General features: G+C 65.1%; 18 protein-coding genes. All 18 read left to right on the forward strand.

Annotated elements, in window-relative coordinates; genetic code table 11:
- The first annotated feature begins 222 nt into the window (after positions 1-222).
- The 18 genes from CupriaWKF_RS21790 to flhA all read left to right on the forward strand — a co-directional run bounded on the left by CupriaWKF_RS21790 (position 223) and on the right by flhA (position 18,973).
- Complete coding sequence (locus CupriaWKF_RS21790; protein ID WP_276102825.1) at positions 223-600, forward strand: response regulator; 378 nt, start codon at positions 223-225, stop codon at positions 598-600.
- Between the two features lie 168 nt (positions 601-768).
- A complete protein-coding gene (locus CupriaWKF_RS21795) occupies positions 769-1,245 on the forward strand; it encodes a chemotaxis protein CheW (protein WP_276102826.1) in 477 nt (158 codons plus the stop codon).
- Positions 1,246-1,402: 157 nt separating this feature from the next.
- The gene (locus CupriaWKF_RS21800) at positions 1,403-3,049 is read left to right on the forward strand and encodes a PAS domain-containing methyl-accepting chemotaxis protein (protein ID WP_276102827.1); all 1,647 of its coding nucleotides are present in this window, start codon (positions 1,403-1,405) and stop codon (positions 3,047-3,049) included.
- A gap of 82 nt (positions 3,050-3,131) precedes the next feature.
- Positions 3,132-4,949 (forward strand): methyl-accepting chemotaxis protein, encoded by a 1,818-nt coding sequence (locus CupriaWKF_RS21805; RefSeq protein ID WP_276102828.1) that lies wholly within the window; start codon positions 3,132-3,134, stop codon positions 4,947-4,949.
- A 58-nt stretch (positions 4,950-5,007) separates the two neighbouring features.
- Positions 5,008-5,775, forward strand: coding sequence for a DUF4088 family protein (locus CupriaWKF_RS21810; protein ID WP_276102829.1), 768 nt, complete (start codon positions 5,008-5,010; stop codon positions 5,773-5,775).
- A gap of 370 nt (positions 5,776-6,145) precedes the next feature.
- Positions 6,146-6,463, forward strand: coding sequence for a flagellar transcriptional regulator FlhD (flhD, locus tag CupriaWKF_RS21815; RefSeq protein ID WP_211950543.1), 318 nt, complete (start codon positions 6,146-6,148; stop codon positions 6,461-6,463).
- Positions 6,460-7,065 (forward strand): flagellar transcriptional regulator FlhC, encoded by a 606-nt coding sequence (gene flhC / locus CupriaWKF_RS21820; RefSeq protein WP_276102830.1) that lies wholly within the window; start codon positions 6,460-6,462, stop codon positions 7,063-7,065. Before flhD ends, flhC begins: the two co-directional genes overlap by 4 nt.
- A 119-nt stretch (positions 7,066-7,184) precedes the next feature.
- Positions 7,185-8,048, forward strand: coding sequence for a flagellar motor stator protein MotA (gene motA, locus CupriaWKF_RS21825; RefSeq protein ID WP_276102831.1), 864 nt, complete (start codon positions 7,185-7,187; stop codon positions 8,046-8,048).
- A gap of 18 nt (positions 8,049-8,066) precedes the next feature.
- Positions 8,067-9,026, forward strand: a complete 960-nt coding sequence (motB, locus tag CupriaWKF_RS21830; RefSeq protein ID WP_276102832.1) for a flagellar motor protein MotB — start codon at positions 8,067-8,069, stop codon at positions 9,024-9,026.
- 61 nt (positions 9,027-9,087) lie between these two features.
- Complete coding sequence (gene cheA, locus CupriaWKF_RS21835; RefSeq protein ID WP_276102833.1) at positions 9,088-11,106, forward strand: chemotaxis protein CheA; 2,019 nt, start codon at positions 9,088-9,090, stop codon at positions 11,104-11,106.
- Positions 11,107-11,134: 28 nt separating this feature from the next.
- Positions 11,135-11,629, forward strand: a complete 495-nt coding sequence (locus tag CupriaWKF_RS21840; RefSeq protein ID WP_211950538.1) for a chemotaxis protein CheW — start codon at positions 11,135-11,137, stop codon at positions 11,627-11,629.
- 61 nt (positions 11,630-11,690) lie between these two features.
- The gene (locus CupriaWKF_RS21845) at positions 11,691-12,602 is read left to right on the forward strand and encodes a CheR family methyltransferase (RefSeq protein WP_276102835.1); all 912 of its coding nucleotides are present in this window, start codon (positions 11,691-11,693) and stop codon (positions 12,600-12,602) included.
- Positions 12,602-13,255, forward strand: a complete 654-nt coding sequence (gene cheD, locus CupriaWKF_RS21850; protein WP_276102836.1) for a chemoreceptor glutamine deamidase CheD — start codon at positions 12,602-12,604, stop codon at positions 13,253-13,255. The genes CupriaWKF_RS21845 and cheD overlap by 1 nt, the downstream gene beginning before the upstream one ends.
- A 22-nt stretch (positions 13,256-13,277) precedes the next feature.
- Entirely contained in the window at positions 13,278-14,351 is a 1,074-nt protein-coding gene (locus CupriaWKF_RS21855) for a chemotaxis response regulator protein-glutamate methylesterase (RefSeq protein WP_276102837.1), read from the forward strand.
- 114 nt (positions 14,352-14,465) lie between these two features.
- Positions 14,466-14,807 carry a chemotaxis response regulator CheY gene (cheY, locus tag CupriaWKF_RS21860; RefSeq protein WP_049796571.1) on the forward strand — a complete coding sequence of 114 codons (342 nt, stop codon included), beginning with the start codon at positions 14,466-14,468 and terminating at the stop codon, positions 14,805-14,807.
- A 16-nt stretch (positions 14,808-14,823) separates the two neighbouring features.
- A complete protein-coding gene (cheZ, locus tag CupriaWKF_RS21865) occupies positions 14,824-15,456 on the forward strand; it encodes a protein phosphatase CheZ (protein WP_276102838.1) in 633 nt (210 codons plus the stop codon).
- A gap of 296 nt (positions 15,457-15,752) precedes the next feature.
- A complete protein-coding gene (gene flhB, locus CupriaWKF_RS21870; protein WP_276102839.1) occupies positions 15,753-16,895 on the forward strand; it encodes a flagellar biosynthesis protein FlhB in 1,143 nt (380 codons plus the stop codon).
- Positions 16,892-18,973: a flagellar biosynthesis protein FlhA gene (gene flhA, locus CupriaWKF_RS21875; protein ID WP_276102840.1), complete on the forward strand. Its 2,082-nt coding sequence runs from the start codon at positions 16,892-16,894 to the stop codon at positions 18,971-18,973. The genes flhB and flhA overlap by 4 nt, the downstream gene beginning before the upstream one ends.
- Positions 18,974-18,980 lie beyond the last annotated feature (7 nt).

An 18,980-nucleotide genomic window follows, 5' to 3' on the forward strand; every position in this document is an offset into this window, starting at 1 on the left:
AACAGCGGCGCCCGCCAAGCACGACAACCCCATCCCCACCCATTCCACGCAATCCGACGAAGGCCCCCTTTCTTCTCAAGCCCGCACGCCAGCCTGCCGATAACCACATCGGCAGGCTGCCATCGCCGGGATGGCGATCGATAGCAGTCCGCGCCGGCCTGTCCGCCGCCGGTTGCGCCATGCCCCTGTCGGATCCAGCCGCCATGCGCTTTCGGAGTCGCCATGCCTCCCAGGTCAGTCCCCAGCATCCTCGTCGTCGACGATTCGCCGTCCCTGCGCCGCATGATTGCTGCATGCCTGCGCGCCGGCGGCTATGAGGTGACCGAGGCTGCCGATGGCGACCAGGCGCAGGCGCTGGCCATGGAGGCCAGCTTCGACATGCTGCTGACCGACCAGATCATGCCGGGCATGGACGGATTAACGCTGATCCGCAACCTGCGCGCCACCGAGCGCTATGCGGGTATTCCCATCCTGATGCTGACTACCGAAGCCGACGAGCGCATCCGCGTGCAGGCACGCGACGCCGGGGCTTCCGGCTTCCTGCCCAAGCCGTTCGATCCCGAGCAGCTGATGGCCGCGGTGGCTGCGCTGGGCAGCTGAATGGCAATCCCCTACTAACGAAGGGGGCGGATTGTCTCGCGTAGCCCTTCAGGCTCTCGCCGGGCTGCCGTAAATAACGGGGGACAAAGTGAAAGTCCCCGTGCCGCTGCCGCCTGCATGCTGTCGGCGGGCACGAGTAACCAGCAGCCAAGCGGGGGGCAAGCAAGGATGAAGCATATCGACAAGGTGGAAGGCGCCGGCGAAGAATTCCTGACATTCACGCTCGGCCGCGAGGAATACGGCGTAGACATCCTGAAGGTCCAGGAGATCCGTGGCTACGAGTCCGTCACGCAGATTGCCAATGCGCCCGACTACATCAAGGGCGTGATCAACCTGCGCGGCAAGATCGTGCCGATCATCGACCTGCGCATCAAGTTCCGCCAGGACAAGGTCAGCTACGACCAGTACACCGTCGTGATCATCGTCGACCTCAGCGATCGCACGACCGGCATCGTAGTCGACGGCGTGTCCGACGTGCTGACGCTCTCCCCCGACCAGATCAGGCCCACGCCGCATTTCACGAGCGAGCTTGCGACCGACTATATCCGCGGGCTGGGCTCGGTCGACCAGCGCATGCTGATCCTGGTGAACATCGAGAAGCTCCTCAACACGGAAGAGCTCGCCGCGCTCGAAACGCTGTCCTGAGCAAGCCCCGAAGTCTTGCTTGCACCGGCCGCGGGCGCCTGGCCCGCCAGGCCCGGCCAGCGTTACCGGCACCCACCCGGTGCAGTCGCCCCCAAACCGCTTTGAGTTATGCCGCAGTCGCGGCAGTAGTGCCCGAAGCAAGCCGTTATTGTCATTCATGCGAAACAACCAACCCGTCACGCAAAACGAATACAAGCTTTCTCCCGACGATTACCTGATTTCGCGTACCGACCTGAAGGGCCGTATCACCTTTGCCAACCGCACGTTCGTCGAGGCGAGCGGCTTCAGCGCGCAGGAACTGATGGGCGCGCCGCACAACCTGGTACGACATCCCGACATGCCGCCGGAGGCGTTTGCCGACCTCTGGCAGAACATCCAGGCCGGCCGCTCGTGGGTGGGCGTGGTCAAGAACCGGCGCAAGAATGGCGATTACTACTGGGTCAGTGCGACGGTAACGCCAACCCATGTCGATGGCCGGCTGATGGGCTACACCTCGGTGCGCTCGATGGCGACGCCCGAGCAGATCAAGGCCGCGAGCGCCGCCTATGCAAGCTTTCGCGAAGGGCGCGCGCACGGCCTGGCCATTCGCGAGGGCGCCGTGGTGCGCACCGGCCTGGCCGGCCTTTTCGGCCGCCTCACGCGCCTGAACCTGCGCCGGCGCATCCTGTGGTCGCAGGCCGGCGGCCTGGTCTGGTTCCTGGCCGCGCTGCTGGCTGCCGAGGCTTTTGGCGGCGCCGCCGTCGCATCCGTGCGCCCATGGCTGTGGGGCGGCTTCGCACTGGCCGTGGCCACTGCCTTTGTCACCGGCACGATGCTGCTGTCGCGCGTGCATCGTCCTGTGAGCGAGATGCTCGATTTTGCGCTGCGCATGGGCGCGGGCGACCTCACGACCAGTTTCGAACACCGCGCGGGCGACGAGGTCGGCGCGCTCGCGCAGGCCATGCAGACCATGCAGCGCAGCCTGCTGTCGGTCGTGCACGAGATCCAGGAAGGCATGGCCAGTATTTCGACAGCGACCCGTCAGGTGGCCGCGGGCAACAACGACCTGTCGCAGCGCACGGAGCAGCAGGCGGCATCGCTGGAAGAAACGGCGTCGAGCATGGAAGAGCTGACCAGCACCGTGCGCCAGAACGCGGACAACGCGCGGCAGGCGAGCGGCCTGGCGGCGAACGCATCGGAGACGGCGGTGCGCGGCGGCGAGGTGGTCGGGCGCGTGGTGCACACGATGGAAGAGATCAACGAAGCGTCGCGCAAGATCGTCGACATCATCGGCGTGATCGAAGGCATTGCGTTCCAGACCAACATCCTGGCGCTGAACGCGGCGGTGGAAGCCGCGCGGGCAGGCGAGCAGGGCCGCGGCTTTGCGGTGGTGGCGGGCGAGGTGCGCAGCCTGGCGCAGCGCAGCGCGAACGCGGCCAAGGAGATCAAGGGCCTGATCGGCGACACGGTGGCGCGCGTGGACAACGGCACGGCGCTGGTGGGCCAGGCCGGGACGACGATGGACGAGATCGTGCAGGCAGTGAAGCGCGTGACGGACATCATGGGCGAGATCAGCGCGGCGTCGGCGGAGCAGAGCTCGGGCATCGAGCAGGTGAACCAGGCGGTAGCGCAGATGGACGAGGTGACGCAGCAGAACGCGGCACTGGTGGAACAGGCCGCGGCCGCGGCCGGCGCGCTCGAAGAGCAGGCCGGGCGCCTGCGCGACGCTGTGGCTACGTTCCGCGTCAGCATGCAGGCAGAGGTGCGTCCGCAACGGCCGCGGCGCACCGACAAAGCGCAGGCGCCCAACCTGGCGCAGGCGTGAGATTGGCAGGACGCCCTGGCCGTGGCGGATCGCGCGCCGACGGGACGGGACGTACCCGGATCATTTCATATAAGGGGGTTCTATGCATTGGTTCAATCAGCTACGGGTGACGACCAGGTTGGTAGGGGGATTCTTGGCGGTTTCCGTGATCGGTGCCGTCATGGGCCTGCTTGGTGTTATCAATATGGGCCGCATGGCCGAGTGGACCGACAAGATCTACAACAACGACCTCCAGGCGTTGAAGGCGGTGCAGGATGCCAATATCAACCTGGTCTACGCCAGCCGTGCGCAGATCGCGCTGCTGTCGGCCTCTACCATGGGCGAGCGCTCTATGGAGAAGGAGCAGATCGTCAAGTCGCTTGGTCTGATGGACGAGCGAATCAAGCAAGTGGCCAGTAGTGTCACGCTGTCCAAAGGCAAGGCACTGCTCCAACAGTACGAAGCGCTGTCGCCCGCTTTCCACCAACGCATGAGCAAGTACGTGGAACTGGTCAGCAAGCAGCCGCTCGATACCTCGCAGTTCGAAAGCACCGTGTTCTCCGAAAGCGCCGAACTGCTCAAGGACAGCCGCGCGCTGGAAGACATCATGGCGCAGATGGTCAAGCGTCGGGATGAGCGCGCTCGCGGCAATATGGAGGAAGCGCACAGCGTCTACGCGAGCACTCGCCTCTGGATGCTGGCCCTGGTGCTGGGCGGGCTGGCCGTGTCGGTGGTATTCGGGCTGTTTCTTGCGCGCGCGCTGTCGCGCCAGCTTGGCGGCGAACCGGGCTATGCCGTGGATATTGCCAAGCGCATTGCCGACGGCGACTTCTCGGCCGAGGTGAAGACGCGTGCCGGTGACCGCGACAGCCTGGTCCATGCGATGAAGCAGATGCAGCAGCAGCTCTCGGGCATGGTGCGGGACTTCAAGGAGTCGGCCGAATCCATCGCAACGGCCTCGCGCGAGATCGCCGCGGGCAACAACGACCTGTCGCAGCGCACGGAGCAGCAGGCGGCATCGCTGGAAGAAACGGCGTCGAGCATGGAGGAGCTGACCAGCACCGTGCGCCAGAACGCGGACAACGCGCGGCAGGCGAGCGGCCTGGCGGCGAACGCATCGGAGACGGCGGTGCGCGGCGGCGAGGTGGTCGGGCGCGTGGTGCACACGATGGAAGAGATCAACGAAGCGTCGCGCAAGATCGTCGACATCATCGGCGTGATCGAAGGCATTGCGTTCCAGACCAACATCCTGGCGCTGAACGCGGCGGTGGAAGCCGCGCGGGCAGGCGAGCAGGGCCGCGGCTTTGCGGTGGTGGCGGGCGAGGTGCGCAGCCTGGCGCAGCGCAGCGCGAACGCGGCCAAGGAGATCAAGGGCCTGATCGGCGACACGGTGGCGCGCGTGGACAACGGCACGGCGCTGGTGGGCCAGGCCGGGACGACGATGGACGAGATCGTGCAGGCAGTGAAGCGCGTGACGGACATCATGGGCGAGATCAGCGCGGCGTCGGCGGAGCAGAGCTCGGGCATCGAGCAGGTGAACCAGGCGGTAGCGCAGATGGATGAGGTGACGCAGCAGAACGCGGCACTGGTGGAGCAGGCCGCGGCAGCCGCGGGCTCGCTCCAGGACCAGGCCGGCCGCTTGCAGACGGTGGTTGCCACATTCCGCCTGGCGGCGGACGGTACGCCCGCTGCGGCCCGCCTGGAGCAGGCGTCTGCGGTCCGGACGGCAGTCCGGCCGTCCGGCAAGGCCCGGCCGCAACCAGCGCGCAAGATTGCCTCTGGCAAGGAGGGCGCGGCAGCCGCTGCGACGGCACACGATGCCGCCAGTGAGCCGATGACCCAGCCGGCCGCAGCTGTCCACGCGGCACCGCGCCCGGCCGTGCTTGCCGCCGCGGATAACGGAGACTGGAGCGCATTCTGAGCCCCGGCGGGCGGCAATCCGTTGCAACGGATTGCCGCCCGTCTTCGCCTTCAAAGCCATGAAAACCAATATCACCCTGGCCTTGTCGCCAGACGACATGGCCAGGCTGCGCAGGGATTACGACGACTTTGTCAGCCTGTCGACCGGTTTTGACAAAGACTTCCTGCCGCCTGAGTTCAATGACTTCCTGCGGGCGCGGCTGATCCAGCACGATGGTCCGTTGACCGAGCGTGCGGTCATGCGCTTGCTGGCCAGCGGCGAGTATGGCTGGGCGCGCAAGGTGTTCGACAAGCAGCTGCCCAATGCCCTCTCGTCGCTGATGCGTGATGCGCGGCGTTTTGGCTTTGGCCTGGCCGTCCAGTCGGACTGGACACCGCAACAGCGGTACGAACATGCGCGGGAATGGGCCGCGCAGGTGCTGGCCGAATGCGGTGCCGATGCAGCATTTACCGATGCGCTTGCTTCCCAGGTTGCCGCTTCGGCAGAAGACGTCAAAGTGCTGGAGGAGCGCATGCGCACGCCGGCATGGGTGCTGGCGGAAAGCCTGAGGCAGCGCGCCTATGACCTGATGTACGCGTTGCAGACTGAGGAAAACGAGACACTGGGGCGTTCGCGCGTCGGAGAGTTGCGGGCCACGCTGACGCTGGCCCTGCAGTATGGGTCGATCCAGCTCGATGAAGCCAACCGCGTACTCGAACAGGCTGCGCGCGCGCGACCTCATCTGTTCCAGGAGACGCCCGACGATGTCTTTGCGCGGCTTGCCGCGTGGCTGCGGAGATTATTCAGTTCGCCGCATTCCAGTTCGTCAATAGTGGAATCCCGCTAGACGACGCGCTGTCAGCGAATGCAATGACTTAACCGTTGCAGTGTTGTGTTACATCAAATGTTGCAAGGCCGATTTGTTACAAAATTCGGTCAGCCATGTATCTTTCGTGCGACATTGGGGTTTCCCCCGCGTAAGTAGGGATTGGCATTGCGGGCGGATTGCCGATATAAACGTAACAGTTTCACTTACACTCTGTAACATTTGTAACGAATTGGTGCCGAGCAGTGAGTGCAATCGGGCTGAAGTTCCTTTTGTCGTACGTAGTACCCGTCTGATACGCATGTAAACGATCTGGTCGCCGGCAGCCCCCTACAGGGACGCCGGTAAGCGCCGGACAAGCGCAAGGCGGGTTTTTGGTAGCGGGGAAAAATTGGAAAGCAGTGAAGTTCTCCAGGAGATCAGGGAGGTCAACCTCGCCTATCTGCTGCTCGCGCAACGCCTGGTGCGGGAAAACCAGGTCGAAGCCATGTTCAGGCTTGGTGTCAGCAAGGAAATCGCGGACATTCTCGCCAAGCTGACGTCGGCGCAACTTGTGAAGCTCGCGGCATCGAACATGGTGCTGTGCAGGTTCCGCTTTGACGACCATGCGCTCCTGTCCACACTCACCCACACGGCCAAGAGCCACGATATGCAGCAGATGCACGCTGCGATCCTGCTTGCCCGTCAGCCTGTGGAGTCGCTCAATTGACCGCGCTCCTGCAGGCCCCTGCGGCGCGCAGCATTGCCTGCGCGCCCGTCCCCAGCCGCAAGAGCGTACTTCAGGATGCCAACCAGACCCAGCTCGCCATCGAGCTGATCGGCCTGGGTGCGCGCCTGCAAGTGCTTGAGGCCGAGACCACGCTCTCGCGCGACCGGCTGATCCGCCTCTACAAGGAGCTGCGCGGCGTTTCACCGCCCAAGGGCATGCTCCCGTTCTCGACAGACTGGTTCACGACCTGGCTGCCGAATATCCACTCGTCGTTGTTCTTCTCGGCGTACCAGTTCATGGTGCAGGAAGGCGAGACCGTGGGTATTCGCGCCGTGGTGGCCGCGTACCGGCTGTATCTCGAGCATGTTTCGCTGCTCGGCGGCGAAATAGTCTTAAGTTTCACCCGTGCCTGGACGTTAGTACGGTTTTTCGAGAGCAATATGCTGCAGCTTTCCAGTTGCACGTGTTGCGGCGGAAAGTTCGTCACGCACGCCTATGAGCCGCACGCGAACTTCGTGTGCAGCCTGTGCCGTCCGCCATCGCGTGCCGGGAAGGTGAAGAAGCCCTCGAAGAACGCCGCCGCCTTGCAGACCGAAGCCTGATCCTGGTTGAGGTCCGCCTGGCTGGCAAGCTGCGCAGCACCGGCGGACCGGATCTCCAGTCCGCCCGTGCAACGGGCAATCGTGCGTGACTGACGCGCTTTTTTGACGGGGATCCGATCGTGCTAGTAGTTCTTGGCTATATCGTCGTGGTTGCGGCGGTGCTTGGCGGTTATGCCATGACCGGCGGCCACATGGGCGCGCTGTATCAACCGGCGGAGCTTCTGATCATCGGTGGCGCGGCCATCGGTGCATTCATCGCCACCAACACCACCAAGGCCCTCAAGGCAACGCTCAAGGCGCTGCCTGGCCTGTTCAAGAGTTCCAAGTACAAGAAGGAACTGTACCTGGACGTCATGTCGCTGCTGTACGTGCTGCTGTCCAAGGCGCGTCGCGAAGGCATCCTGTTCCTCGAGAAGGAAATCGCCGACCCGGCTGCGAGCAGCGTGTTCAGCCAGTACCCGCGCATCCTGTCCGATCCCGTCGTGATGGAGTTCCTGACGGATTACCTGCGCATGATGGTCAACGGCAACATGAATGCGTTCGAGATCGAGGCCCTGATGGACCACGAGATCGAAACCTTCCGCCACGAGGCCGAGATTCCCGCTCATGCGCTGTCGCGCGTCGGCGACGCGCTGCCGGCCTTCGGCATCGTGGCGGCGGTGATGGGCGTGGTGCACGCGCTGGCTTCGGCGGATCTGCCGCCGGCCGAACTCGGCGCGCTGATCGCCCACGCCATGGTCGGTACGTTCCTGGGTATCTTGCTGGCCTACGGCTTCGTTTCGCCGCTGGCATCGCGCATCGAACTGCAGGTGTCGGAGAACGTCAAGGTCTACGAGTGCATCAAGGTCGTCCTGCTGGCTTCGCTCAATGGCTACGCGCCGCTGGTTGCCGTTGAGTTCGGCCGCAAGGTGCTGTACTCCACGGTGCGGCCGTCGTTCCTGGAGCTGGACGACCACGTCCGCGAAGTCAAGAGCCTGAGCTGATCCTGCCGAGCCAACGTCATGAGCAGCGCAAACGATATGCGTCCTATCATCGTCCGCAGGGCGAAGTCGCACGCCAGGCCACATGGCAACCACAGCTGGAAGATTGCCTACGCCGACTTCATGACGGCGATGATGGCGCTCTTCCTTGTGCTGTGGCTGCTGTCCAGTGCCAACAAGAAGACCCTCGAAGGGATTGCCGAATACTTCCGCATGCCGTTGAAGGTGGCGGTTGTCGGCGGTGAGAAAAGCAGCCAGTCGCCCAGCGTGATTCCGGGCGGCGGCCTGGACGTGATGCGCAAGGACGGCGAAGTCGCGCGTGCGCACGACAACGACCCGTCCGCCGAGCAGCGCCGCAACGAGTTCCAGGAGGCGCAGCGCCTGCGCGCGTTGAAGCACCGGCTCGAGGAGATCATCGAGAACAACCCGATGCTCAAGCAGTTCCGCCCGCAACTGCTGCTCGACATCACCAGCGAAGGGCTGCGCATCCAGATCCTCGATACGCAGAACCGCCCGATGTTCCGTACCGGCCGCGCAGAGGTGGAGCCGTATATGCGCGCCATCCTGCGCGAGATCGGTCCTGTGCTCAACGAACTGCCCAACAAGGTCAGCCTTTCCGGCCATACGGATGCCGCCAACTATTCCAACGGCGAGCGCACCTACAGCAACTGGGAACTGTCCAGCGATCGTGCCAACGCCTCGCGCCGCGAGCTGGTTGCCGGTGGCATGCAGGAAGGCAAGGTGCTGCGCGTGCTGGGGCTGGCGGCCACCATGCCGCTGGACAAGAGCGACCTGCTGGCACCGGTGAACCGGCGAATCAGCATCGTGGTGCTGAACCAGAAGGCGCAGGCCAGGTTCGAGGCGGAGAACGCCAGCGCAGCGGAGGTCACGGTGCAGGCCCAGGCCGGCAAGGCCGCCAGCGCGATGCAGGAAGGGTTGGCCGCGTCCGCACCGGCGGCGCCGAAGGCAAAGATGGAATGATGCATCGCTGCCTTGCACGGCAGCGATGCTTAGCGCAGTAACCAAGTGAGTCAGGACGCCAATGTCTGTCGATATCGATATCACACAGTTTTACCAGACCTTCTTTGAAGAGGCGGAAGAACTGCTCGTTGAAATGGAGCAGTTGCTGCTCGGCCTGGACATCGAGTCGCCCGACCCGGAAGACCTCAACGCGATCTTCCGTGCCGCGCACTCGATCAAGGGCGGCGCGGCCACCTTCGGGTTCGCGGCGCTGACCGAAACCACGCATATCTTCGAGAACCTGCTGGACCGTACGCGCCGCCAGGAACTGGCATTGTCCAGGACCATCATCGACACCTTTCTGGAAACCAAGGACGTGTTGCAAGATCAGCTCAACGCCTACCGAAACGGTACCGAACCCGATCCGGAAACGCTGGCGCGCATCTGCGCCGTGCTGCAGCAGCTTGCCCAGGAGGCAAATGGCCAGGCCGCACCCGCACCGGCACCTGTCGCCGCGGCTGCACCCGTGGCGGCGCCCGCCGCTCCTGCTGCCGGCGGTGGCCTGAAGGTCCGGTTGATCAAGGTGTCCGCCGCCGACCAGGCGCTGCTGCGCGAAGAGCTTGCCAACCTCGGCGAGATCACCGGCCAGCAGGAAGAGAACGGCGAACTGGTGATCTGGCTCAACAGCCAGTGCGGCGCCGACGACATCATCGCGGTCTGCTGCTTCGTGATCGATGCCGACCAGATCGTGGTCGAGGCGGCCGGCGCATCGGCTGCGGCCGCCGAGCCGGCAGCGGCGCCCGCCGCGGCACCGACGCCGGCTCCGGCCGCACCGGCAGCCGCCGCGCCGGCCGCACCCGCGGCCAAGGAGAAGGAAAAGGCCAAACCGGCCGCCGCCGCCGCGCACAACCAGGAATCCGGTTCGATCCGCGTGCCGACCGAGAAGGTCGACCAGATCATCAACCTGGTGGGCGAACTGGTCATTACCCAGTCGATGCTGGCGCAGACCGCGTCCTCGCTCGACCCGGTGCTGTTCGACCGCCTGTTCTCCGGCATGGGCCAGCTCGAGCGCAATGCGCGCGACCTGCAGGAGGCCGTGATGTCCATCCGCATGATGCCGATGGACTATGTGTTCTCGCGCTTCCCGCGCCTGGTGCGCGACCTGGCCGGCAAGCTCGGCAAGCAGATCGACCTGGTGACGTTCGGCAAGGCGACCGAGCTCGACAAGAGCCTGATCGAACGCATCATCGACCCGCTGACCCACCTGGTGCGCAACAGCCTGGACCACGGCATCGAGACGCCGGACAAGCGCGTGGCCGCGGGCAAGAACCCGACCGGCCAGCTGATCCTGTCCGCGCAGCACCATGGCGGCAATATCGTGATCGAGGTAAGCGACGACGGCGGCGGCCTGAACCGCGAGCGCATCCTGGCCAAGGCGATCCAGAACGGCCTGCCCGTGTCCGAGAACATCAGCGACGAGGAAGTCTGGCAACTGATCTTCGCACCGGGCTTCTCGACGGCCGAAGTGGTCACCGACGTGTCGGGTCGCGGCGTGGGCATGGACGTGGTCAAGCGCAACATCCAGGAAATGGGCGGCCATGTGGAGATCAGCTGCCGTCCGGGCCTGGGCACCACCATCCGCATCGTGCTGCCGCTGACGCTGGCGATCCTCGACGGCATGTCGGTCAAGGTCGGCGAGGAAACCTTCATCCTGCCGCTGAACTGCGTGATGGAGTCGCTGCAGCCCAAGTCCGAGGACATCCATACCGCGGCCAATTCCGATCGCGTCATGCATGTGCGCGGCGAGTACCTGCCGCTGCTCGAGATGCACCGGGTCTTCAACGTCGCCGACGCACTGCAGGAGCCGATGCAGGGGATCGCAGTGATCCTGCAGGCAGAGGGCAAGCGCTTTGCGCTGCTGGTGGACCAGCTCATCGGCCAGCACCAGGTCGTGCTGAAGAACCTCGAAACCAACTACCGCAAGGTGCCATGCATTTCCGCCGCCACCATCCTGGGCGACGGCAGCGTGGCACTGATCGTCGATGTCGGGGCGCTGCAGCGTACCGGCGTGCGCCGGCAGGAACCTGCGCTGGCGCAGTAATCGTCCAACCAAAGGAGAACTAGACATCATGGCCGGCATCGGACAGATCGATACCCCCGGAAGCGAGGCTTCGGGCCAGGAATTCCTGGTCTTCACGCTGGGGACGGAAGAATACGGCATCGACATCCTCAAGGTGCAGGAGATCCGCAGCTACGAGACCGTCACGCGTATTTCCAGCGCGCCCGACTTCATGAAGGGCGTGACCAACCTGCGCGGCGTGATCGTGCCCATCGTCGACCTGCGGTTGAAGTTCCGCCTGGGCAACGTGCGCTACGACCACCAGACCGTGGTGATCATCCTGAACGTGGCGGGCCGCGTGGTGGGCATCGTCGTCGATGGCGTGTCCGACGTGCTCACGCTGACTGGCGACGCCATCAAGCCGGCGCCGGAATTCGGCGTGTCGGTGTCCACCGAGCACCTGACGGGTCTGGCCACGGTCGAGGGCCGCATGCTGGTGCTGATCGACATCGAGCGCCTGATCACCAGCCCGGAGATGGAACTGATCGAAGCCGAGGCCGCCTGAGCGGCGCGCCCCCGCAGCGATCCGCAGCCTGTAGCGTTACCAAGCATTGCCACGCGAACCCATGACGCCCAATCGTACCGCCGCCAGCCTTCTCCAGGGCGCGACCGCCGCCACCGCGACGGCAGCAGCCCTGCGGCGCGACGAGTCGCGCGATTTCCTGCTGACGGAGCGCGACTTCGATAAGATCCGCGCGCTGATCCACCGGCGCGCGGGCATTTCGCTGGGCAGCCACAAGCGCGAGATGGTGTACTCGCGCCTCGCGCGGCGCCTGCGCGCGCTGCAGCTGGCCGACTTCGCCAGCTACCTGGCGATCCTGGATGCGGACGACGCCTCGCCGGAGTGGGAGTACTTCACCAACTCGCTCACCACCAACCTGACGTCGTTCTTCCGCGAGGCGCATCACTTTCCCTTGCTCGCCGAGCACGCCAAGAAGACCGGCAGGCCCTACAGTGTCTGGTGCTGCGCGGCATCGACGGGCGAAGAGCCGTACTCGATCGCGATCACGCTGGCCGAGGCGCTTGGCGACCGGGCGGCGATGGTGCTGGCCACCGATATCGACACGCAAGTACTGGCCAAGGCACGCGCGGGTGTGTACTCGGAAGAACAAGTCGCGCGCCTCTCGCAAGAGCGGCTCAAGCGCTTCTTCCTGAAAGGCACCGGCCAGCGCGCCGGCTCGGTCAAGGTCAAGCCTGACCTCGCGTCCGCCATCACGTTCGAGCCGCTCAACCTGCTCGCGCCTGACTGGGGCATGCGCGAGCGCTTCGACGTGATCTTCTGCCGCAACGTGATGATCTACTTCGACAAGCCGACGCAGGGCCGCATCCTGGAACGCTTTGCGCCCTTGCTCAAGCCGGGCGGGCTGCTGTTCGCCGGCCACTCGGAGAACTTCTCCTACGTCACGCGCGCGTTCCAGCTGCGCGGGCAGACCGTGTACGAACTGGCGTCGGACGCCGCGCGCGCAGGAAGGTCCTGATGCGTACGCCCCATCTGCCGGAAGCCATTGCCACGCGCAAGTACTTTGACCGCGAGTTCGATCGGCAGGCTATCAAGCTGCTGCCGAACGAGTACTACGTGACCGGCGAGGACGTGGTGCTGACAACCGTGCTTGGCTCCTGCGTGGCCGCGTGCATTCGCGACGAGAAGGCCGGCGTTGGCGGCATGAACCATTTCATGCTGCCCGATGACGAGGGCGGCACCGCGGACCGCATGCTGTCCGCGTCGATGCGCTATGGCTGCTACGCACTGGAAGTGCTGATCAACGAGCTGCTCAAGATGGGCGCGCGGCGCGAACGGCTGGAGGCCAAGGTCTTCGGCGGTGGCGCAGTGCTGGCCAACATGACCACGCTGAACATTGGCGACCGCAACGCGGATTTCGTGCTGCGCTACCTGAAGACAGAGGAGATCCGCGTCGCCGCGCAGGACCTGCGTGGCCCGCATGCGCGGCGCGTGAGCTATTTCCCGGTCACCGGCCTGGCTCTGGTGCGGCGCCTGACGCGCCAGGACGACCAGGTCTCGGTGGAGCGCGACGAGCGCGCGCTGGCGCGTGCCATCGCCACGTCCGGCACGGCGCCGGCACGCGGCGGAGAGTTGTTTGCGCGCGCTTCGGCAACGCGCGTGTCCTCCTGAACGAACCGAAAGTACAACAGATATGACTGCCGCCAAGATCAAGGTGCTGTGCGTGGATGATTCCGCGCTGATCCGCAGCCTGATGACGGAGATCATCAACAGCCAGTCCGACATGGAGGTGGTCGGGACTGCCCCGGATCCGCTCGTGGCACGCGAGATGATCAAGCGCCTGAACCCGGACGTGCTCACGCTCGACGTGGAAATGCCTCGCATGGACGGGCTGGATTTCCTCGAGCGGCTGATGCGCCTGCGTCCGATGCCGGTGCTGATGGTGTCATCGCTGACCGAGCGTGGGTCCGAGATCACCATGCGTGCACTGGAGCTGGGCGCGGTGGACTTCGTCACCAAGCCAAAGCTGGGCATCCGCGACGGGCTGATGGAGTACACCGACACCATCGCGGACAAGATCCGCGCCGCGTCGCGCGCACGCGTGCGCCAGGCACAGGTGCCCGAAAGCGGCAAGGCCGCGCCCGCGCCGATCCTGCGCAGCCCGCTGCTGTCGACCGAGAAGCTGATCATCCTGGGTGCGTCGACGGGCGGCACGGAGGCGATCAAGGACTTCCTGATGCCACTGCCGCCGGACAGCCCGGCGGTGCTGATCGTGCAGCATATGCCGGCTGGCTTTACGCGCTCGTTCGCGCAGCGCCTTGACGGTCTGTGCCGCATTACGGTAAAGGAAGCCGAGCACGGCGAGCGCGTGTTGCCGGGCTACGCCTACATTGCGCCCGGCGATTCGCACTTGCGCCTGGCACGCAGCGGCGCCAACTACGTGGCCCACCTGTCGCAGGAAGCGCCGGTCAACCGTCATCGTCCGTCCGTGGACGTGCTGTTCGACTCGGCGGCCGAGCATGGCGGCAAAAACGTGATCGGGGTGATCCTGACCGGCATGGGCAAGGATGGCGCCAAGGGCATGCTGCGCATGCGCGAAGCGGGAGCCTACAACCTGGCACAGGATGAAAGTACCTGCATCGTGTTTGGCATGCCGAAGGAGGCGATTGCCGCTGGCGGCGTGCATGAAGTGGTGCCCCTGCACTCGATGACCCAGCGCGTGATGGCGCGGCTGGCCACCTACGGGACCCGCGCGCAACGGGTCTGAGATAGCGGGTCCGGACCGGACCTGATAAACCAACGACATTCCACCACTGCATCTACCGGAGCCTTCAAAGTGGACAAGAGCATCAAGATCCTTGTGGTCGACGACTTCCCGACCATGCGTCGGATCATCCGCAACCTGCTCAAGGAACTGGGCTTCAACAACGTCGAGGAAGCCGAGGACGGCGCCGCCGGCCTGGAGAAGGCCAAGGACGGCAGCTTCCAGTTCGTGATCTCGGACTGGAACATGCCCAACATGGACGGCCTGAGCATGCTGCAGGCGATCCGCGCCGACGCTGCCATCGGCAAGACCCCCGTGCTCATGGTGACGGCCGAGGCCAAGAAGGAAAACATCATTGCCGCGGCGCAGGCCGGCGCCAACGGCTACGTGGTCAAGCCGTTCACCGCCGCTACGCTGGACGAGAAGATCACGAAGATCTTTGAGAAGCTGGGCGGCTGAAGCCAGGGAGCGCCTCATGACTCCGACTATTCCGAATGATTCCGCCGAGCAGCTGATCCATCGCATCGGCAACCTGACGCGGATGCTGCGCGACAATATGCGCGAGCTCGGCCTCGACAAGGAAATCGAGCGCGCCGCCCAGGCCATTCCCGACGCACGCGACCGCCTGAACTACATCGCGGCCATGACCGAGCAGGCGGCGGAACGCACGCTTAACGCCGTGGAGCTGGCACAGCCGATCCAGTCCGGCCTCGAGCAGCAAGCCGAAGCCCTGGACAAGCGCTGGGACGCGTGGTTCGAAACGCCGGTGGAGCTGGCCGACGCACGCACGCTGGTGCTCGACACCCGCGCCTTCCTGACCGAGGTGCCCAAGCAGGCCCGCGCGACCGGCACGCACCTGCTGGACATCATGATGGCGCAGGACTTCCAGGACCTGACCGGCCAGGTGATCAAGAAGATGATGGACATGATCCGCACGCTCGAGCATGAACTGCTCCAGGTGCTGATCGAGAACGTGCCGAGCGAGCGGCGCACGGAAGTGCAGACGGCCACGCTGCTCAACGGCCCGCAGATCAACCCTGAGGGCAAGGCGGATGTGGTGTCCGACCAGTCCCAGGTGGATGACCTTCTGGCCAGTTTGGGCTTTTGACGGCGCCGCCTGGTTCCTCCCTCTCCCGCAAGCGGGAGAGGGAGCACCCAACTGGTACGGGTAAGGTCCGTCGTTATCTGACGCGTCCTCGCAGCCCGAGCGGTGCGGCTCTCTTCTTCTCGAGCTAAAGTCGGCCTGCACGGCTGCCGTTAACTTCCCGCCGGTGCTCATTTTCCAAACAGCACCGAAATCCCCCGCCTTTTCCCCTGAATGCCCACACGGGCACGCTTCGATAATCCTCGCTGACCCATGGCGGCTATTGCGTGCCGCCCTGACCGTCCTGTCACGGAGCGTGGATGTCCGAAGAAAGCGATCTCGAGAAGACCGAACCCGCCTCAGCCCGGCGCCTCGAAAAGGCGCGCGAGGAGGGGCAGGTCGTTCGCTCGCGCGAGCTGGCCACGTTCATCATGCTGATGACCGGTGTGACCGGCCTGTGGACGCTCGGCGGCGTGCTGGGCCGCACGCTGGACGCAGTCATGCGGCAGTCCCTGCGCTTCGAACCTGCCACCGCGTTCGATACCTCGCGCATGCTGTCGCGCTTCGCGAATGTGATCTGGGAAAGCCTGCTCGCATTCCTGCCCTTGCTGCTGCTGTTCGGCGTGGCTGCCCTGGCGGCGCCGTTGCTGACCGGAGGCTGGACCTTCTCCACCAAGGCGCTGGCGCCCAACTTTGGCCGCATGTCGCCGCTCTCGGGCCTGGGCCGGCTGTTCTCCGAGCATTCGCTGGCGGAACTGATCAAGGCCATCGCCAAGTCCTTGCTGGTTGGCAGTGTCGGCGCCTGGGTGGTGTGGCACCGGTTGCCCGACGCCATCGCGCTGATGAACGCGCCGGTTCAGGAGGCACTGCTGCACATGCTGGACATGGTCCTGCGCTGCTGCCTGCCGGTGGTGCTGTCCCTGCTGATCGTGGCCGCCATCGACGTGCCATGGCAGTTCTGGGAGCACTTCAAGAAGCTGCGCATGAGCAAGGAAGAGGTCAAGCAGGAGAACAAGGAAAGCGAAGGCGACCCGCATATCAAGGGCCGCATCCGCCAGCAGCAGCGTGCCATGGCGCGGCGCCGGATGATGGCGGAAGTACCCAAGGCCGATGTCGTGGTCACCAACCCCACGCACTTCGCCGTGGCGCTGCGCTATGAGGAAGGCCGCATGGGCGCGCCGCGCGTGGTGGCCAAGGGTGCCGACGAAGTCGCCGCGCGTATCCGCGAACTGGCGGCCGAGCACCGCATTCCGCTGATGTCCGCGCCGCCGCTGGCGCGCGCGCTGCACCGGCACGTGGAACTGAACCAGGAAATCCCGGCCGGCCTCTACACCGCCGTGGCCGAAGTCCTGGCCTGGGTCTATCAACTGAAACACTGGCACTACTCGCAGGGCCCGCAGCCGTCGGCGCCCAGCGATCTCCTGGTGCCCGATGAACTAGCCGTTCCGGAAAGCCGCGCATGAACGCTCTGAACTCCCTGTTGAAACTGCCGGGCCTGCGCAACGCCGGCCAGCTGAAGGCGATGACCGGGCCGCTGCTGATCATCATGATCCTCGGCATGATGGTCCTGCCGCTGCCGGCCTTTGTGCTGGACCTGCTGTTCACATTCAATATCGCGCTGGCCATCATGGTGCTGCTGGTCAGCATGTACACGCAGAAGCCGCTCGATTTCGCGGCTTTTCCGGCGGTGCTGCTGTTCACCACGCTGCTGCGGCTGTCGCTCAATGTGGCTTCGACGCGCGTCGTGCTGCTGGAAGGCCATACCGGCCCGGACGCGGCCGGCAAGGTGATCGAGGCATTCGGCCACTTCCTGGTCGGCGGCAACTTTGCGGTCGGCATCGTGGTGTTCGCGATCCTGGTGGTGATCAACTTCATGGTGATCACCAAGGGTGCGGGCCGTATTGCCGAGGTGGGCGCGCGCTTCATGCTGGACTCCATGCCCGGCAAGCAGATGTCGATCGACGCCGACCTGAACGCCGGCCTGATCAACGAAGAGCAGGCCAAGAAACGCCGCGCCGAAGTCGCGCAGGAGTCGGATTTCTACGGCGCCATGGACGGCGCCAGCAAGTTCGTGCGCGGCGACGCCGTGGCTGGCCTGCTGATCATGTTCATCAACGTCGCCGCCGGCATGGTGGTGGGCATGGTCCAGCACGACCTGGACTTCGGCACCGCCGTGCACAACTACACGCTGCTGACCATCGGCGACGGCCTGGTCGCGCAGATCCCGGCACTGGTGATCTCGACCGCGGCCGGCGTGATCGTATCGCGCGTGTCGAACGAGCAGGACGTGGGCGAACAGCTCACAGGCCAGCTCTTTGCCAACCCGCGAGTGCTGTACCTGACCGCCGGCATCATCGGCATGATGGGCATCATTCCCGGCATGCCCCATATCGCCTTCCTGCTGCTGGCCGGCGGCATGTTCTGGGTGGGGCGCCATCTGGCGCGCCGGGCGGTCGCCGCCGAGCAGACCAAGCGGCGCGAGGAGCGCGCGCCTGCGGCCGTCCAGGAATCGACGGAAGCCAGCTGGGACGACGTCACGCTGGTGGATCCGCTCGGCATGGAAGTGGGCTATCGCCTGATCACGCTGGTGGACCGTGCGCAGGACGGCGAGCTGCTCGGCCGCATCAAGAGCATTCGCAAGAAGGTGGCGCAGGAGATCGGCTTCCTGGTGCCGGTCGTGCATATCCGCGACAACCTCGAACTCAAGCCGAACGCATACCGCATCACGCTCAAGGGCGTAGAGATCGGGCGTGGCGAAGCCATGCCGGGCCAGTGGATGGCGATCAACCCGGGGCAGGTCAGCGGCACACTGCCAGGCGCGGTCACGCAGGATCCCGCCTTCGGCCTGCAGGCGGTCTGGATCGACGCCGGCATGAAGGAGCAGGCGCAGGCCTACGGCTACACGGTAGTGGATGCCAGCACCGTGGTGGCCACGCACCTGAACCACCTGATCCACATGCACGCCGCCGAACTGCTGGGCCGCCAGGAAGTGCAGATGCTGCTCGACCGCATTGCCAAGGAAGCGCCGAAGCTGACCGAGGACCTGGTGCCCAAGACCATCTCGCTCACGGCGCTGCAGAAGATCCTGCAGAACCTGCTGGACGAAGGCGTGCCCATTCGCGACATGCGCACCATCCTCGACGTGATTGCCGAGCATGCCCCGAAGATCGGCGACCCTAACGAGCTCACCTCGCTGGTGCGCCAGTCGCTGGGCCGGGCCATCACGCAGCAGCTGTTCCCCAATGGCGCGGACCTGCAGGTGATCGGCCTCGATGCGGGCCTGGAGCGCGTGCTGTCGCAGGCCTTGACCAATGGCGGTGGCATCGAGCCGGGGCTGGCCGATGCCCTGCTGCAGCAGACCCAGGGCGCCGTCGTCCGGCAGGAGCAGATGGGCCTGGATCCGGTGCTGCTGGTGCCGTCGCAGCTGCGGCCGCTGATGGCGCGCTTCCTGCGGCGCACCATGCCGCAGTTGAGGGTGTTGTCCCATGCTGAAGTGCCGGACAACCGCAACATCCGCATTACTGCAATGATCGGCGCGTGAGGAACGC

The sequence above is a fragment of the Cupriavidus sp. WKF15 genome (assembly GCF_029278605.1).
In the GTDB taxonomy this organism is placed as follows: Bacteria; Pseudomonadota; Gammaproteobacteria; order Burkholderiales; family Burkholderiaceae; genus Cupriavidus.

Excerpts from the sequence above, each read along its gene's own strand:
- CupriaWKF_RS21800 (WP_276102827.1), top strand. The coding sequence starts at position 1,403 with ATGCGAAACAACCAACCCGTCACGCAAAACGAATACAAGCTTTCTCCC.
- cheD (WP_276102836.1), top strand. The coding sequence starts at position 12,602 with ATGCGTACGCCCCATCTGCCGGAAGCCATTGCCACGCGCAAGTACTTT.
- CupriaWKF_RS21805 (WP_276102828.1), top strand. The coding sequence starts at position 3,132 with ATGCATTGGTTCAATCAGCTACGGGTGACGACCAGGTTGGTAGGGGGA.
- CupriaWKF_RS21790 (WP_276102825.1), top strand. The coding sequence starts at position 223 with ATGCCTCCCAGGTCAGTCCCCAGCATCCTCGTCGTCGACGATTCGCCG.
- CupriaWKF_RS21845 (WP_276102835.1), top strand. The coding sequence starts at position 11,691 with ATGACGCCCAATCGTACCGCCGCCAGCCTTCTCCAGGGCGCGACCGCC.
- cheA (WP_276102833.1), top strand. The coding sequence starts at position 9,088 with ATGTCTGTCGATATCGATATCACACAGTTTTACCAGACCTTCTTTGAA.
- CupriaWKF_RS21795 (WP_276102826.1), top strand. The coding sequence starts at position 769 with ATGAAGCATATCGACAAGGTGGAAGGCGCCGGCGAAGAATTCCTGACA.
- CupriaWKF_RS21810 (WP_276102829.1), top strand. The coding sequence starts at position 5,008 with ATGAAAACCAATATCACCCTGGCCTTGTCGCCAGACGACATGGCCAGG.
- cheY (WP_049796571.1), top strand. The coding sequence starts at position 14,466 with ATGCGTCGGATCATCCGCAACCTGCTCAAGGAACTGGGCTTCAACAAC.
- cheZ (WP_276102838.1), top strand. The coding sequence starts at position 14,824 with ATGACTCCGACTATTCCGAATGATTCCGCCGAGCAGCTGATCCATCGC.
- CupriaWKF_RS21840 (WP_211950538.1), top strand. The coding sequence starts at position 11,135 with ATGGCCGGCATCGGACAGATCGATACCCCCGGAAGCGAGGCTTCGGGC.
- CupriaWKF_RS21855 (WP_276102837.1), top strand. The coding sequence starts at position 13,278 with ATGACTGCCGCCAAGATCAAGGTGCTGTGCGTGGATGATTCCGCGCTG.
- flhA (WP_276102840.1), top strand. The coding sequence starts at position 16,892 with ATGAACGCTCTGAACTCCCTGTTGAAACTGCCGGGCCTGCGCAACGCC.
- motB (WP_276102832.1), top strand. The coding sequence starts at position 8,067 with ATGAGCAGCGCAAACGATATGCGTCCTATCATCGTCCGCAGGGCGAAG.
- flhB (WP_276102839.1), top strand. The coding sequence starts at position 15,753 with ATGTCCGAAGAAAGCGATCTCGAGAAGACCGAACCCGCCTCAGCCCGG.